Origin of the sequence: Caldovatus sediminis (genome assembly GCF_014644455.1) — a bacterium.
GTDB classification, from domain to species: Bacteria; Pseudomonadota; Alphaproteobacteria; order Acetobacterales; family Acetobacteraceae; genus Caldovatus; species Caldovatus sediminis.
Genome location: NZ_BMKS01000002.1, coordinates 240831 through 254269, shown reverse-complemented (window position 1 = coordinate 254269; position 13439 = coordinate 240831). Strand labels below are relative to the sequence as shown.

14 protein-coding genes are annotated in these 13439 nt (G+C 74.5%); 9 read left to right on the top strand and 5 right to left on the bottom strand.

Annotated elements, in window-relative coordinates; translation table 11 throughout:
• The first annotated feature begins 16 nt into the window (after nt 1–16).
• Nucleotides 17–1054: an EF-P lysine aminoacylase EpmA gene (gene epmA, locus IEX99_RS03965; RefSeq protein ID WP_188898699.1), complete on the top strand. Its 1038-nt coding sequence runs from the start codon at nt 17–19 to the stop codon at nt 1052–1054.
• Nucleotides 1055–1459: 405 nt separating this feature from the next.
• Nucleotides 1460–1861 carry a hypothetical protein gene (locus IEX99_RS03960; RefSeq protein ID WP_188898697.1) on the top strand — a complete coding sequence of 134 codons (402 nt, stop codon included), beginning with the start codon at nt 1460–1462 and terminating at the stop codon, nt 1859–1861.
• A gap of 48 nt (nt 1862–1909) precedes the next feature.
• Here IEX99_RS03960 and IEX99_RS03955 read toward each other — a convergent pair whose 3' ends face one another.
• From IEX99_RS03955 to IEX99_RS03945, 3 genes are all read right to left on the bottom strand, one after another.
• The gene (locus IEX99_RS03955) at nt 1910–2782 is read right to left on the bottom strand and encodes a TauD/TfdA dioxygenase family protein (protein ID WP_229677793.1); all 873 of its coding nucleotides are present in this window, start codon (nt 2780–2782) and stop codon (nt 1910–1912) included.
• Between the two features lie 87 nt (nt 2783–2869).
• Nucleotides 2870–3010, bottom strand: a complete 141-nt coding sequence (locus IEX99_RS03950) for a hypothetical protein (protein ID WP_188898695.1) — start codon at nt 3008–3010, stop codon at nt 2870–2872.
• A 63-nt stretch (nt 3011–3073) separates the two neighbouring features.
• Nucleotides 3074–3655, bottom strand: a complete 582-nt coding sequence (locus IEX99_RS03945; protein ID WP_188898693.1) for a cytochrome b — start codon at nt 3653–3655, stop codon at nt 3074–3076.
• A 150-nt stretch (nt 3656–3805) separates the two neighbouring features.
• On the opposite strand from IEX99_RS03945, the gene IEX99_RS03940 reads away from it, so the two are divergent.
• Nucleotides 3806–4768 carry a hypothetical protein gene (locus IEX99_RS03940; RefSeq protein ID WP_188898691.1) on the top strand — a complete coding sequence of 321 codons (963 nt, stop codon included), beginning with the start codon at nt 3806–3808 and terminating at the stop codon, nt 4766–4768.
• Nucleotides 4769–4791: 23 nt separating this feature from the next.
• On the opposite strand, the gene IEX99_RS03935 is transcribed toward IEX99_RS03940, so the two are convergent.
• Nucleotides 4792–5601 carry a creatininase family protein gene (locus IEX99_RS03935; RefSeq protein WP_188898690.1) on the bottom strand — a complete coding sequence of 270 codons (810 nt, stop codon included), beginning with the start codon at nt 5599–5601 and terminating at the stop codon, nt 4792–4794.
• Entirely contained in the window at nt 5598–6773 is a 1176-nt protein-coding gene (locus tag IEX99_RS03930; protein WP_188898688.1) for a M20 metallopeptidase family protein, read from the bottom strand. Before IEX99_RS03930 ends, IEX99_RS03935 begins: the two co-directional genes overlap by 4 nt.
• A gap of 302 nt (nt 6774–7075) precedes the next feature.
• Here IEX99_RS03930 and IEX99_RS03925 point away from each other — a divergent pair, with 302 nt between their 5' ends.
• The 6 genes from IEX99_RS03925 to IEX99_RS03900 all read left to right on the top strand — a co-directional run bounded on the left by IEX99_RS03925 (nt 7076) and on the right by IEX99_RS03900 (nt 13430).
• Nucleotides 7076–8014 carry a Bug family tripartite tricarboxylate transporter substrate binding protein gene (locus tag IEX99_RS03925; RefSeq protein WP_188898686.1) on the top strand — a complete coding sequence of 313 codons (939 nt, stop codon included), beginning with the start codon at nt 7076–7078 and terminating at the stop codon, nt 8012–8014.
• A gap of 75 nt (nt 8015–8089) precedes the next feature.
• Nucleotides 8090–8536, top strand: a complete 447-nt coding sequence (locus tag IEX99_RS03920; protein WP_188898684.1) for a tripartite tricarboxylate transporter TctB family protein — start codon at nt 8090–8092, stop codon at nt 8534–8536.
• 30 nt (nt 8537–8566) lie between these two features.
• A complete protein-coding gene (locus IEX99_RS03915; RefSeq protein ID WP_188898683.1) occupies nt 8567–10069 on the top strand; it encodes a tripartite tricarboxylate transporter permease in 1503 nt (500 codons plus the stop codon).
• A gap of 193 nt (nt 10070–10262) precedes the next feature.
• Nucleotides 10263–11696, top strand: coding sequence for a mannose-1-phosphate guanylyltransferase/mannose-6-phosphate isomerase (locus IEX99_RS03910; protein WP_229677792.1), 1434 nt, complete (start codon nt 10263–10265; stop codon nt 11694–11696).
• Between the two features lie 14 nt (nt 11697–11710).
• Nucleotides 11711–12463, top strand: coding sequence for an SDR family oxidoreductase (locus IEX99_RS03905; protein WP_188898679.1), 753 nt, complete (start codon nt 11711–11713; stop codon nt 12461–12463).
• Between the two features lie 22 nt (nt 12464–12485).
• Nucleotides 12486–13430 carry an ABC transporter permease gene (locus tag IEX99_RS03900; RefSeq protein ID WP_188898677.1) on the top strand — a complete coding sequence of 315 codons (945 nt, stop codon included), beginning with the start codon at nt 12486–12488 and terminating at the stop codon, nt 13428–13430.
• Nucleotides 13431–13439: the final 9 nt, after the last annotated feature.

Here is a 13439-nt window from a genome sequence, read left to right as displayed (position 1 = left end):
GGCGCCGCACCCCGCAATGCAGACGACCCGCCACCGCCCCCTGCCCGCCTGGCACCCCGAGAGCCTCGCCGCCCGCCTGCCCTTCCTGCGCCGCCGCGCCCGCCTGGTGGCCGACACGCGCGCCTTCTTCGCGGCGCGCGGCTACACCGAGGTGGAGACGCCCTGCCTCGTCCCCGTGCCGGGGATGGAGGTGCACCTGCGCGCCTTCCGCACCGAGTTCGTGCCGCATCTCGGCGCCGGGGAGCGGCGGACGCTGTGGCTGCGCACCTCGCCGGAGCTGGCGCTGAAGCGCCTGCTGGTGGCGGGCGCCGGGCCGGTGTTCGAGCTCGCCCGCGTCTGGCGCAACGGCGAGGTCAGCCCGCGCCACGCGCCGGAGTTCACCATGCTGGAGTGGTACCGCCCCGGCGCGACGATGGAGGCGCTGATGGACGAGACGGAGGCCTATGTCCGCGCCGTCTGCCCGCCCGTCGTCGCGCATGCGGGTGTCGCCACCGAGCTCGCCCTGCCCTTCGAGCGCATCACCATGGCCGAGGCCTTCGCGCGCTGGTGCGGCGGCCTCGACATCCTGGCGACGGAAGGCGACGCGGCGCGCCTCGGCGAGGCGGCGGCGCGGATCGGCGTGCCGCCGAGACCCGGGGAGTCCTGGGAGGACCTCTTCTTCCGCCTGCTGCTCGAGCGGGTGGAGCCGAACATCGGCCGCGGCCGCGCGACCTTCCTGACGCACTGGCCGGCGCCGCAGGCGGCGCTCGCCCGGCGCGATCCGGCCGATCCGCGCGCCGCGCTGCGCTTCGAGCTGTTCGCGGCGGGCCTCGAACTCGCCAACGCCTTCGACGAGCTGACCGACCCCGCCGAGCAGCGCGCGCGCTTCGAGCACGACGCGGCGGAGCGGGTGCGCCTCTACGGCGAGGGCTGGGGCGTGGACGAGGACTTCCTCGCGGCGCTCGCGCACGGCATGCCGGCGGGGAGCGGCATCGCGCTCGGCTTCGACCGCCTGGCGATGCTGGCGGGCGGGGCGGAGCGGATCGAGCAGGTGATGTGGCTGCCGATGGGGTGACCGGAGGATCGGAGGCGGCCTTCGGGCACGCGATCGCGATTGACCCGACGCCGGGCCGCACGCGATGTTGCGGCGCGCGAACGGCGCCGGGGTCCCGTACCGCCCTCGGGAACCGGATCGGGCGGGACGACGGGCCGACGTCGCGGCGCACCGCCCGGGAGGACGAGGATGGCGGCGAAGCTGCGCCCCCTCCGCATGGGCGTCTCATCGCCGCGCTTTCGCCGATGATCCTCGGGCTCTGCCCGCTGCCGCGGCGCCTCGGCGAGCACCACCAGCCGCCGGGCGTCAGGGCCGGCCAGGGCTCGGGTCGCCATCGCGGGCGACGACGGGCCGGCCGGCGACGGCGCCATTCCGGCCTGCGCGCCGTGGCGGGCCGTTCGGATGGATCGGGTTGTGGAGGGACCGATGCCGGAAGCGAATGCGCTGCTGCCCCTGCTTCTCCTGCTCGCGACCGCGCTGGCGATGGCCGCCGCGCTCTACATGCTCAAGCGAGGCAGCGGCGCCCGCCGGGGCCGCGAGGACACGCTGCGCGTGCTGGGGCTCGACGCGCGGGCGGCGCCCGAGCGCGGCGCGCCGCCGCCCGTTGACCTGTCCGAGCCGATCGTCAGCGAGGCGCAGTGGCGGGCGATCCGCGACCATGCGAGCGACCCCGCCTACCGGAGGGCGGTCGAGGCGGTGCGCCTCCGCTACCAGCTCGCCGGCAACCCGATGCTGCTCCCGAACACGCTGCGCGAGACGATGGCGCGTTCCGGCCTCGGCTTCCGGGAGGCGATGCTGCGCGTGGCGGAGGACGACGGCCTCCGCTGAGGCGGAACGCGCACGGCCGGCGCACCGCACCCGCGCAGGCCGCGCCCGCTAGCGCGGCCGGTCCCCCGCCAGCGTCACCCGGTGCATGACGCGCCGGTAGCCGTGGTAGTCGTTCAGCGGGTAGTGCTGGGTGCAGCGGTTGTCCCAGAAGGCGATCGAGCCCGGGCGCCAGCGGAAGCGGCAGGTGAACTCGGGCTGCGTCAGGTGGCGGAACAGGTATTCGAGGAGCGGCCGGCTCTCCTCCTCCGTCCAGCCGACGAAGCGCGCCGTGTGGCCGACATTGACGAAGAGCGCCTTGCGGCCGGTCTCCGGGTGGGTGCGGACGACGGGATGCTCGGCCTCCAGCACCTCGGCCTTCCCGGTGCCGGAATCGCGCACCCGGTCCTCGCGCGTCGCGCTCGCGTCGGCCTTGCGCGAGCTGCTCAGGCCCTTCAGGCCCTCGAGAGTCCTCTTCAGGCCCGGGGAGAGCGCCTCGTAGGCCGCGTACATGTCGGCGAACATGGTGTCGCCGCCGGCGGGGGGCAGCTCGCGCGCGATGAGCATGGTCGCCATCGGCGGGCACTCGAGATAGGTGGTGTCGGAGTGCCAGACGCCGCCGAAGTTGCGCCGGTCGCCCTCCAGCTTCACCACCGGCGTGATCTCGGGGAAGCCCTCCAGGCCCTTGACGAAGGGGTACTCGACGACCTCGCCGAAGCGCCTGGCGAAGCTGAGGAACTCCGCCGGCCCCAGGTGCCCCTGGTCGCGGAAGAAGAGGACGCCGTGGGCGAGCCAGAGGCGGCGGAGCTCGGCGATCTCCGCCGCGTCCATGTCGGGCGAGAGCCGGATGCCGGTGACCTCGGCCCCCAGCGGCCCGCCCGAAAGACGCTCGATGCGCCACCGCCCGCCGGTGCCGCCCGCCGTTGTGCCGTCCGCCATGGTCATGTCCTCCCGTTCCTCGTCGTGCCGCGGGTCGGCGCATCTTAGTCGGTACGCCGGAGAGGCCCAGGAGGGAGCCGGCGCCGCCGGCGCTCAGCGCTCCGCCGACCCGCGCAGTCGGGCGAGCATCGCCGGGGCCAGTTCCCGCGGCAGCGCGTAGAAAACGAAGACATAGGGATCGGAGGCCTCGAACACCGCGGGGGCGGGCGCGGCGCGCGCCGCGTCCAATCGCAACCGGCGGAGCCGGGGACAGGCGCCGGCGCCCGGGGCGGCCCGCTCGCGATCGGCGCGGCCGGATCAGAGCATGCGCCGCAGCGTGTCGTCCTTGCGGACGAAATGGTGGAACAGCGCGCCGGCGACGTGCGCCAGCAGCATCACGCCGAGCGCGATCGCCATGCCATAGTGGATGTTGGAGAGGATCGGCGCGGCCGTCTCGTGCCGTCCGATCGGGCTCGGGATCGGGAACAGGCCGAACCACTCGAGCGGGAAGCCCCAGGCGTTGGTGGCGAGGAAGCCGACGATCGGCATGGTCAGCAGGATCGCATAGATCAGCGCGTGGTTGAGACGGGCGGCCAGCGCCATCAGCGGCGGCAGGGGCGGCGTGATCGGCGGCGGCGGGTGGCGCGCCCGCCAGAGCAGGCGGATGACCGTCAGCACGAGGATCAGGATGCCGGTGCTCTCGTGGACGTTGTAAAGGCGGAGCTTGAAGGCGTCGTCCGCCGGCTCGAAGAAGACCATCCAGATGCCGAGCGTGACGACCACGAGGACCAGCGCGGCGGTGATCCAGTGCAGGGCGCGCGCGAGAACGGTGTAGCGGGCCGCCGCGGGCTGCCCCGTCGCCGCGGCGGCGGCGGACCTGCCGGGTTCGGGGACGTCCATGGGCGGGGTCCTCTCCGCTGTCCGGGAGCGGCGATGCTACCCGGAGGCGGTGCGGCGGGGCCAGCGTTCCGATGCGGGGCGGGCGGAAGCGGGGCTGGCCGGGCGGCCGGGCCCCTGGCCGCCGCCGCGGGAGGGCGGCAGGATCGCGCGATGCTCGCCGCCCATGCCGACTGGAGCGCCGATCCGCGCAAGCGGTGGGTGTGCGTGGCGCATCGCGGCACGCCGCGCGTCGGCGGGGGCGCCATGTGGCGGGCGGAGGCGCCGCGGCCGGTCGGCGACCCGGCGGCGCTGGTGACGGCGCTGCTCGCCGAAGGCGTGCCGGTCGCGCTCGGCCTCGACCTGCCGCTCGGGCTGCCGCGGGCCTACGCGGCGCGGCGGACCGAGGCGCGATTCCCCGAGTTCCTGCGCGGCCTGGCGGCGCGGCCGGAGTTCTTCGCGGTGAGCGCGACGCTCGACACGGTCTGCGTCGAGCGCCCCTTCTATCCGGCGCGCGGCGTGAAGGGGATGACGCGCGCGGCGCACGCGGCGGCACTCGGCCTCGGCGGCCCCGAGGCGCTGTCGCGCTGCTGCGACCGCGCCACCGCCGAGCGCCCGGCCGGCGCGCCGGTGTTCTGGACCCTCGGGGCGAACCAGAGCGGGAAGGCGGCGATCGCGGCCTGGCGCGACTGGCTGGCGCCGGCGCTGGCGGCGGGGGCGCCGCTGCGGCTCTGGCCGTTCGAGGGCGGGCTGCACGCGCTGCTCGCGCCCGGCGCGGCGGTGCTGGCGGAGGTCTATCCGGCCGAGGCGCTGCGCCAGTGCGGGCTCCGCCTCGCAGGGAGCAAGCGGCGCCAGGCGGCGCGGCGGGCGCTGGCGCCGGCGCTGCGCGCGGCGATGGCCGCGCGGCATGTGCTGCCCTCGCCGGCGCTCGCGGCGGCGGTGGCGGAGGGCTTCGGGGCGGATGCGGCGGGCGAGGACCGCTTCGATTCGCTGATCGGGCTGCTCGGCCTGATCGGCGTGCTCGACGGGGCGCAGCCGGACTTCGTGCCGGCGGATCCCTGGGTGCGGCGCTGGGAGGGGTGGGTGCTCGGGCAGACGGCGCTGCCGAAGGGCTGCGGCGCCCCGGGCCCGCGGTGAGGCCGGCGGGCGGGCGCCGGCCCTCAGGGCGCGTGGTCGCGCAGCGCCTGCAGCATCGCGACCCCCGCCGCGACCAGGCGTTCGACCAGGCGCGCGCCGTGCGCCGCGGAGGCGCCGCGCGGATCGGGCGCCTGCACGCCGCCGGGGGCCACCTCCTCGACCTGCATCGGCACGGCGAACTCCACCCCCGCGGCGCGCACCGTGCCGAAGCCGGTGGGGGCGAGGCCGAGCAGCGCGCCGGTCGCCTGGCGCGGCCGCGCCGCCTCCGGCCGGCAGAGATCGGGGCGCAGATGGAGCGCCACCGAGGCGACCGGATCGCCGCCATGGCCGAGGGCGGCGGGATCGCCGCCGAGCTCGGCGTGCAGCGCGCCGGCGGCGCGCCAGACGTGCAGGACCGGCACCACGGCGCCGTGGCGCTGGCGCAGGGCGCGGGCGGCGGCCTCGGCGGCGGGGATGTTCCCGGCGTGGCCGTTGACCATCAGCAGCCGGCGCGTGGTGCCGGCGCGCAGGAAGGACCCGGCCATCTCCTCGATCACCGCCTGCAGCACCGCGCCGGGGAGCGAGATCGAGCCGGGGACGCCGGCGAAGAAGTCCTCGCCGCCGAAGGGGATGGCCGGGGCGACGAGGGCGTCGGCGCCGGCGGCGCGCGCGGCCCCGGCGATGCGCAGGGCGATCTCCTCGGCGATCAGGTAGTCGCCCATCGGCAGGGCGGGGCCGTGGGTCTCCAGGCTGCCCATCGGCAGCAGCACGGCGGCGCCGGCGGCGAGGCGCGCGGCGACCTCGGGCGCGGTCAGCGCGGCGATGCGGGCCTCGGCCCCGGGCAGGGCGCTCACGCCAGGATGTCCAGCGCGGCGCGCGCGAGCGCCTGCACGCCGAGGCCGATGCAGCCCTCGTCCGGCTGGTAGCGGGCGTTGTGCAGGCGGTCCTCGCGGCCCGGGGCGCCGGAGCCGATGCGGAGCTGGAAGCTCGGCACCAGCGCGGCGAAGGCGGAGAAGTCCTCCGAGCCCATCGAGGGCTCGCCCTCCTCGACGACGTCGCCGAGCTGGCGCCGCACCGCGGCGATCGTCGGCTCCAGCACGCGGTCGTCGTTGACGAGCGGCGGCACCATGCGCCGGTAGTCGAGCGCGCAGGCGACCCGCATCGCCGTCTCCAGCCCGGCGGCGAGGCGGCGGATCGCGGCCTCGGCGAGGTCGCGCGATTCGGCGTGCAGGGTGCGCACCGTGCCCTTCAGGTGCACGCGCTCCGGGATGATGTTGTAGGTGGTGCCGCCCTGGAAGCTGCCGATCGTCACGACTGCGGCATGAATCGGCTTGATCTCCCGGCTGACCACGGTCTGCACGTCGGCGACGAAGGAAGCGGCGGCGACGATCGGGTCTATCGCGGCGTAGGGGTGCGCGGCGTGGCCGCTGCGGCCGCGGACGACGAGGTCGAAGCGGTCGGAGGCGGCGAGCGAGGCGCCGCGGACGTAGCCGAAGCGGCCGACCGGCATGTCCGGCTGGTTGTGGAAGCCGAGGGCGAGGTCCACGCCCTCCGCCGCGCCGTCGGCAATCATCGCGGCGGCGCCCTCGAGCACCTCCTCGGCCGGCTGGAAGACGAGGGCGACGCGGCCGGCGAGCTGGGGCGCCAGCTCCTTCAGCACCGCGGCGACGCCGAGCAGCGTCGCGGTGTGGATGTCGTGGCCGCAGGCATGCATCCGGCCCTCCCGCGTGGAGGCGAAGGGCAGGCCCGTCTCCTCCTGGATCGGCAGGGCGTCCATGTCGGCGCGGATGGCGAGGGTCGGGCCGGGCCGGCCGCCCTCGATCATGCCGACGACGCCGGTGCGGCCGACGCCGGTGCGGTGGGGTATGCCGAGGCGCGCGAGTTCGGCGGCGACGATTCCCGCGGTGCGCGTCTCCTCGAAGGCGAGTTCGGGATGGGCGTGGATGTCGCGCCGCAGGGCGAGGAGGCGCGGCTCGACGGCGGCGACGGCGTCGCGGATGCGGCGGGCGGGGTCGTTGGGGAGCATGGAGGTTCCTCGGCCGGCCGGCGGTGAAAGTCCCGGCCTGTCGGCAGTACCAGCACGCTGCGACATGTACAGACCATTTCTTATTTATGAACACAATTTCATTCCAATGCGACGCCTTGTCGAAAGATGAACATTCTTTCATGCAAGACGGCGTGCCTTGTCGGCCAAGTCGGCCGCGTGCCATACGCTCGCGCGCCCAGGGAGGAATGATGTCGGGACGGCTCTTGCGCCGGGGCATGCTCAATGCGGCTGCGCTGCTGGCGGGAACCGTCGCGGCGCGAGCGCACGCCCAGCGATCCGATGTGCAACCGCCAGAGCGCGCCGGCGCGGGCGCGCCCGCATGGCCGGCGCCGGGCCAGCCGATCCGCGTCGTCGTCCCCTTCGCCCCGGGCGGCACGACCGACCTCGTCGCGCGGCTGATCGCCGCCGGGATGCAGGAGCGCCTGGGCGGCACGCCCGTGCTGGTCGAGAACCGGCCGGGCGCCGGCGCGACGCTGGGGAGCCAGTTCGTCGCGTCGAGCCCGGCGGACGGCACGACGCTGGTGATGAGCAACGTCGCAAGCCATGCGATCGGCCCGGCGCTCTACGCCAATGTGCGCTACGATCCGGTGCGCGACTTCACGCACATCGCGCTGGTCGTCTCCAACCCCTCGGTGTGGGTGGCCAATCCGCGTTCGGGGCTGCACAGCCTGGCCGACGTGGTACGTCGCGCCCGCTCCGGCCGGGGGCTCGACATCGCGACCTCCGGCGCGGGCTCGTCCAACCACCTGCTGGTCGTCCGGTTCACGCAGCTCGCCGGGGTTGAGCTGAACCACGTCCCCTACCGCGGCGCGGGGCCGGCGATGACCGATGTGATCGCCGGCGTGGTGCCGCTGATGTCGGACAGCCTGCCCTCCGCCTCGGCCCACATCCGCCAGGGCAGCGTGCGGGCGATCGCTATGTCCTCGGCCGAGCGGCATCCCGGCTTCCCGGAAGTGCCGACCTTCCGCGAGCAGGGCTTCGACCTGGTGAGCGGGAGCTGGTTCGGGCTGTCCGGGCCGGCGGGCCTGCCGGCGACGGCCGTGGAACGGCTCGCGCGCGCGGTGGGCGCGACGCTGGCCGCGCCGGAGGTGCGGGCGCGGCTGATCGAGACCGGCGGGACGCCGGGCGACATGACGCCCGAAGCCTACGCGGAGTTCGTGCGCGACGAGCACGCGCGCTGGGCGGCGCTGGTGCGGGCCTCCGGCGCAACGGCCGAGTGAACCGGCCGTGCGGGGCGTTGCGAATCGGTGGCAACTCGGTGTGCCGGCCACGCCGGCGATGAAGGACCAAGCGACATGAGGGTGAATGCAAAGGACCTGTTTTCCGGCCTGATCTTCATCGGAATCGCCCTGATCGGGCTGTGGCTGAACACCGATCACGCGCTCGGCACGGCGCGGCGCATGGGGCCCGGCTACATGCCCTGGCTCACCTTCATGCTGTTGTTCGCCCTCGGCGCGGTCATCGCCGCCATGGCGCTGTTCAGCGGCCCCGACCCGCTGGAGCGCTGGGCCTGGCGCGAAATCTCGCTGGTGCTGCTCGGCATGTGCACCTTCGGGCTGCTGCTCGAGCGCGGCGGGCTGTTCCTCTCCTCCGCGGCGATGATCGGCATCGCCTCCCTGGCGGACCGCTCGCACAGGCCGCTCGGCGTCCTGGGAGTGACGGTCTTCCTGCTCGCATTGTGCTGGTGGGTGTTCATCCACGAGCTCGACATCCGCGTCAGCGTCTGGCCGCAGTTCCGCTGAGCGCAGCGCCGGACCAGGGGAACGGACCCGATGGAATCGCTCATCGCCAATCTCGCCCACGGCTTCTCCGTCGCGCTGAGCTGGCAGAACCTCCTCTTCGCGTTCATCGGCTGCATGATCGGCACCGCGATCGGCGTGCTGCCGGGCATCGGGCCGGTGGCGACGATCTCGCTGCTGCTGCCGATCACCTTCGGGCAGCCGGCGACGACGGCCATCATCATGCTCGCCGGCATCTACTACGGCGCGCAGTACGGCGGCTCGACCACCTCGATCCTGCTGAATCTGCCGGGGGAGGTGTCCGCCGTCGTCACGACGCTCGAAGGCTACAAGATGGCGCGCAAGGGGCGCGCGGGCGCGGCGCTCTGCGTCGCGGCCCTCGGCTCCTTCTTCGCCGGATCGGTCGCGACCGTGCTGGTGGCCGCCTCCGGCCCGCTGCTGACCTCGGTGGCGCTGTCCTTCGGCCCGGCCGACTACTTCTCGCTCATGCTGCTCGGCCTGATCATCGCCGCGGTCCTCGCGCAGGGCTCGGTGATCAAGTCCATCGGCATGGTGGTGCTGGGCGTGGCGCTCGGCCTGGTCGGGACCGACGTGCAGACCGGCCAGCAGCGCTTCACCTTCGGCATCCCGGAACTCTCGGACGGCCTCGACTTCGCCGCCCTCGCCATGGGCATGTTCGGCATCGCCGAGATCATCCTGAACCTCGACCGGCCCGAGGCGCGCTCCGCGCTGACCGTCAAGGTCGGCAGCCTCTACATGACGCGAGAGGAGGTGAAGCGGTCCATCCCCTCGGTGCTGCGTGGCACGGCGCTGGGCTCGGTCCTCGGCATCCTGCCGGGCGGCGGCGCGGCGCTGGCCTCCTTCGGCTCCTACATGATGGAGCGGAGGGTGAGCAAGAACCGGCACGAGTTCGGTACCGGCGCGATCGAGGGCGTCGCCGGACCCGAATCCGCGAACAACGCCGCCTCGCAGACCAGCTTCATCCCGCTACTCACCCTCGGCATCCCGTCCAACGCGGTGATGGCGCTGATGGTCGGCGCCCTGATCATCCAGGGGATCCAGCCCGGTCCGCGCATGGTGGAGGCGCAGCCCGACCTGTTCTGGGGCCTGATCGCCTCGATGTGGATCGGCAACGTGATGCTGCTGATCATCAACCTGCCGATGATCGGCATGTGGGTGCGGCTGCTGCAGGTGCCGTACCGCTACCTCTATCCGTCGATCCTCATCTTCTGCTCGATCGGCGTCTACTCGATCAACAACAACGTGTTCGACGTGTACCTGACGGTGCTGTTCGCGATCGCCGGCTACCTGTTCGCCAAGCTGCGGATGGAGCCGGCGCCGCTGCTGATCGGCTTCGTGCTCGGCCCGATGATGGAGGAGCACCTGCGCCGGGCGATGCTGCTGAGCCGCGGCGACCCGATGGTGTTCGTCGAGCGGCCGATCAGCGGCACGCTGCTCGCGATCGCGGCGATCGCGCTGGGCCTGATGGCGCTGCCCAACCTGCGCAAGAAGAAGGAGGAGGCGATGGCCGGCTGAACCCGGCGCGCCGCGGGGCGCGCCGCCGGGCCCGCCCCTCCCCGCTCCTTCCGCCGCCGGGACCGGTCACGGCCCGGCGGCTTTTCTTTTGTCCGCGCCCGCCGCATGGTCCCGCCGCATGGCGGTCGGGGACGGTCGGACCGACGGGCGAACGGGCGGACGAGGGGCGATGGCGGTGGCTGCTGGGGCAAGCATGGGTCGCGGCAAGGACGAGGGCGGGCCGATCCTGCCGGTGATCCTCTCGGGCGGGTCCGGCACCCGGCTCTGGCCGCTCTCGCGCGAGGGCTATCCGAAGCAGTTCTGGCCGCTGGTCTCCGACCGCCCGATGCTCGCCGAGACGGCGGCGCGCGCGCAGGGCCCCGGCTTCGCCCCGCCGCTCGTGGTCTGCAACGAGGCGCACCGCTTCCTGGTCGCCGAGCAGCTCCGCCCCTTCGCCGGCAGCCGCATCCTGCTCGAGCCGAAGCCGCGCAACAGCGCCCCGGCGATCGCCGCCGCCGCCGTCGTCGCCGCCGAGGAGGACCCCGCGACGGTGCTCTGGCTGCTCGCCGCCGACCACGCGGTGGCCGACCTGCCGGCGCTGCACGCGGCGCTGGCCCGCGCCGCCGTCGCCGCGCGGGCGGGGCGGATCGTCACCTTCGGCATGACGCCGACCGCGCCCGAGACCGGATACGGCTACATCGAGGCGGGCGCCGAACTGCCCGAGGCGCCTGGCGTGCGCGCCGTCGCCCGCTTCGTCGAGAAGCCGGACGCGGCGACCGCCGCGCGCTGGCTGGCCGGGGGGCGGCACCTCTGGAACTCCGGGATGTTCGTCGCGACCGCGGCGACGCTGCTCGGCGAGCTCGAGCGCCACGCGCCGGAGGTGCTGGCGGCGGCGCGCCGGGCGGTGGCGGGGGCGAAGCGCGACCTCGGCTTCGTCCGGCTCGACGCGGCGGCGTTCGAGGCGGCGCCCTCGATCTCGATCGACTACGCGGTGATGGAGAAGACGGCGCGGGCGGCGGTGGTGCCGGCCTCGCTCGGCTGGTCCGACATCGGCTCCTGGGCGGCGCTGTGGGAGGCGCGGGCGAAGGACGCGGCGGGCAACGTCGTCGAGGGGCCGGTGGCGCTGCTCGATTCCTCCGGCTGCTACGTCCGCTCGGAAGGCATCCTGACCGGCGTGGTCGGGCTGCAGGACGCGGTGGTGGTGGTGACGGACGACGCGGTGCTGGTGATGCCGCGCGAGCGGGCGCAGGACGTCAAGGCGCTGGTCGAGCGGCTGCGCGCCGCCGGGCGCAAGGAGGCGACGGAGCACCGGCGCGTCTACCGCCCCTGGGGGCACTACGAGGGGCTGATCCTCGGCGACCGCTTCCAGGTGAAGAAGATCTCCGTCCGCCCCGGCGCCAAGCTGTCGCTGCAGAAGCACTTCCACCGCGCCGAGCACTGGGTGGTGGTGAGCGGCACCGCGCTCGTCACGCGCGACGGGGAGGAGATCCTGCTGCGCGAGAACGAGAGCGTCTACCTGCCGCTCGGCGCCGTGCACCGCCTGGCGAATCCGGGAATCATCCCGCTGACGCTGATCGAGGTGCAGGTCGGCAGCTACCTCGGCGAGGACGACATCGTGCGCTTCGAGGACACCTACGGACGGACCTGAGGGGAGGCGGGGCGATGGATCTGCGGCTCGGCGGCAAGGTCGCGCTGGTCACCGGCGCCTCGGCCGGGCTCGGGCGGCAGATCGCGAGGACGCTCGCGGAGGAGGGATGCCGCCTCGCCATCCTCGCCCGGCGCCGGCATCTGCTGGAGGCGCTGGCGCGCGAGCTGCCGGCCTCGGCGGAGCCGCTCGTCGTGGTCGAGGACATCTGCGCCGAGGGGGCGGCGGAGCGCACGCGCGAGGCGGTGCTCGGGCGCTTCGGGCGCTGCGACATCCTGGTGAACAACGCCGGCGGCTCGCGGCCGCAGTCCGACCTCGGCGGCGACGAGGCCTGGGCCGAGGGCATGATGCTGAACTTCGAGGCCGGGCGGCGCATGGCGCACGCCTTCATCCCGGCGATGCGCGCGCAGAGGTTCGGCCGCATCGTCGCCATCACCGGCACCGACGAGCCGCTGATCGTCAACACCGCCATGCCGCCGAACGGCGCCACGCACATCTGGGCGAAGGCGCTCTCGCGCGTGCTCGGGCGCGACGGGATCACGGTGAACTGCGTCCCGCCCGGGCGCATCCACAGCGAGCAGATCGACACGCGCATCCTGCCCGGCGAGGCGGCGCAGCGCGCCTGGGCGGAGAGGGAGGTGCCGGTCGGCTACATCGGCGATCCCGAGGACCTCGCGGTGCTGGTCGCGTTCCTCTGCTCGCCGCGGGCCCGCTACATCACCGGGCAGGTGATCCACGTGGACGGCGGGCTCCGGCGGTTCAGCCACTGAGCGGCGGCGCGGGGCGCGGGCGATGCTGCGCCTGGTCGGCGCGCGGCTGGTGCAGATCGCGGTCACGCTCGTCGCGCTGTCCTTCTGCGCCTACGGGCTGATCGGGCTGATGCCGGGCGATCCCATTGATCTCGCCATCGCCGCCGACCCGCGGCTCTCGGCCGAGGATGCGGCGCGGCTGCGGGCGCTGCACGGGCTCGATCGGCCGCTGCTCGCGCGCTACGGCGCCTGGGCGGGGATGGTGCTCTCGGGCGAGTTCGGCTTCTCGCGGCTGTTCGCGCAGCCGGCGGCGGCGGTGCTGTGGCCGGCGCTGGGCTCGACGCTGGTGCTGCTCGGCGCGGCGCTGGCGATCGCGGCGGCGGTGGGGGTCGGGCTCGGGGCGCTGGCGGCGCTGCGGCCGCGGCTCGCGCCGGCGGTGGACGCGGTGGCGGTGATCGGGCAGTCGGCGCCGTCCTTCTGGCTCGGCATGCTGCTGATCATCCTGTTCGCGGTGCGGCTCGGCTGGCTGCCGGCCGGCGGCAGCGCGGAGGCGGGGGCGGGCGCGGGCGAGGCGCTGCGCTTCCTCGTCCTGCCGGTGGCGACGCTCGCCATCGCCAACCTCGCGGCCTATGCGCGGCACAGCGCGGCGGCGCTGGGGGCGGCGCTGCGCGAGCCCTGGATCCGCTCGGCCCGCGCGCGGGGGGCGCCGGAGCGCGTGGTGCTGTGGCGCCATGCGCTGCCCAACGCGGCGGTGCCGATCCTCACCATCGCGGCGCTCGACGCGGGGGCGCTGGTCTCGGGCGCGCTGGTGACGGAGACGGTGTTCGCGCGGCCGGGGATGGGGAAGCTGATCTACGACGCGGTGATGGGGAACGACTACAACCTGGCGCTGCTCGCCTTGCTGCTGGCGGCGCTGGTGACGATGCTGGCGACGCTCGCGGCCGATCTGGCGCAGCGGGCGCTCGATCCGCGGCTGCGGGATGCGTAGCGGCGCGGG

What these genes read in the sequence shown, in the direction of transcription:
- IEX99_RS03915 (WP_188898683.1), top strand. Translation starts at nt 8,567, where the DNA reads ATGGAATCGCTCATCGCCAATCTCGCCCACGGCTTCTCCGTCGCGCTG.
- IEX99_RS03910 (WP_229677792.1), top strand. Translation starts at nt 10,263, where the DNA reads ATGGGTCGCGGCAAGGACGAGGGCGGGCCGATCCTGCCGGTGATCCTC.
- epmA (WP_188898699.1), top strand. Translation starts at nt 17, where the DNA reads ATGCAGACGACCCGCCACCGCCCCCTGCCCGCCTGGCACCCCGAGAGC.
- IEX99_RS03945 (WP_188898693.1), bottom strand. Translation starts at nt 3,655, where the DNA reads ATGGACGTCCCCGAACCCGGCAGGTCCGCCGCCGCCGCGGCGACGGGG.
- IEX99_RS03960 (WP_188898697.1), top strand. Translation starts at nt 1,460, where the DNA reads ATGCCGGAAGCGAATGCGCTGCTGCCCCTGCTTCTCCTGCTCGCGACC.
- IEX99_RS03955 (WP_229677793.1), bottom strand. Translation starts at nt 2,782, where the DNA reads ATGACCATGGCGGACGGCACAACGGCGGGCGGCACCGGCGGGCGGTGG.
- IEX99_RS03905 (WP_188898679.1), top strand. Translation starts at nt 11,711, where the DNA reads ATGGATCTGCGGCTCGGCGGCAAGGTCGCGCTGGTCACCGGCGCCTCG.
- IEX99_RS03940 (WP_188898691.1), top strand. Translation starts at nt 3,806, where the DNA reads ATGCTCGCCGCCCATGCCGACTGGAGCGCCGATCCGCGCAAGCGGTGG.
- IEX99_RS03930 (WP_188898688.1), bottom strand. Translation starts at nt 6,773, where the DNA reads ATGCTCCCCAACGACCCCGCCCGCCGCATCCGCGACGCCGTCGCCGCC.
- IEX99_RS03920 (WP_188898684.1), top strand. Translation starts at nt 8,090, where the DNA reads ATGAGGGTGAATGCAAAGGACCTGTTTTCCGGCCTGATCTTCATCGGA.
- IEX99_RS03900 (WP_188898677.1), top strand. Translation starts at nt 12,486, where the DNA reads ATGCTGCGCCTGGTCGGCGCGCGGCTGGTGCAGATCGCGGTCACGCTC.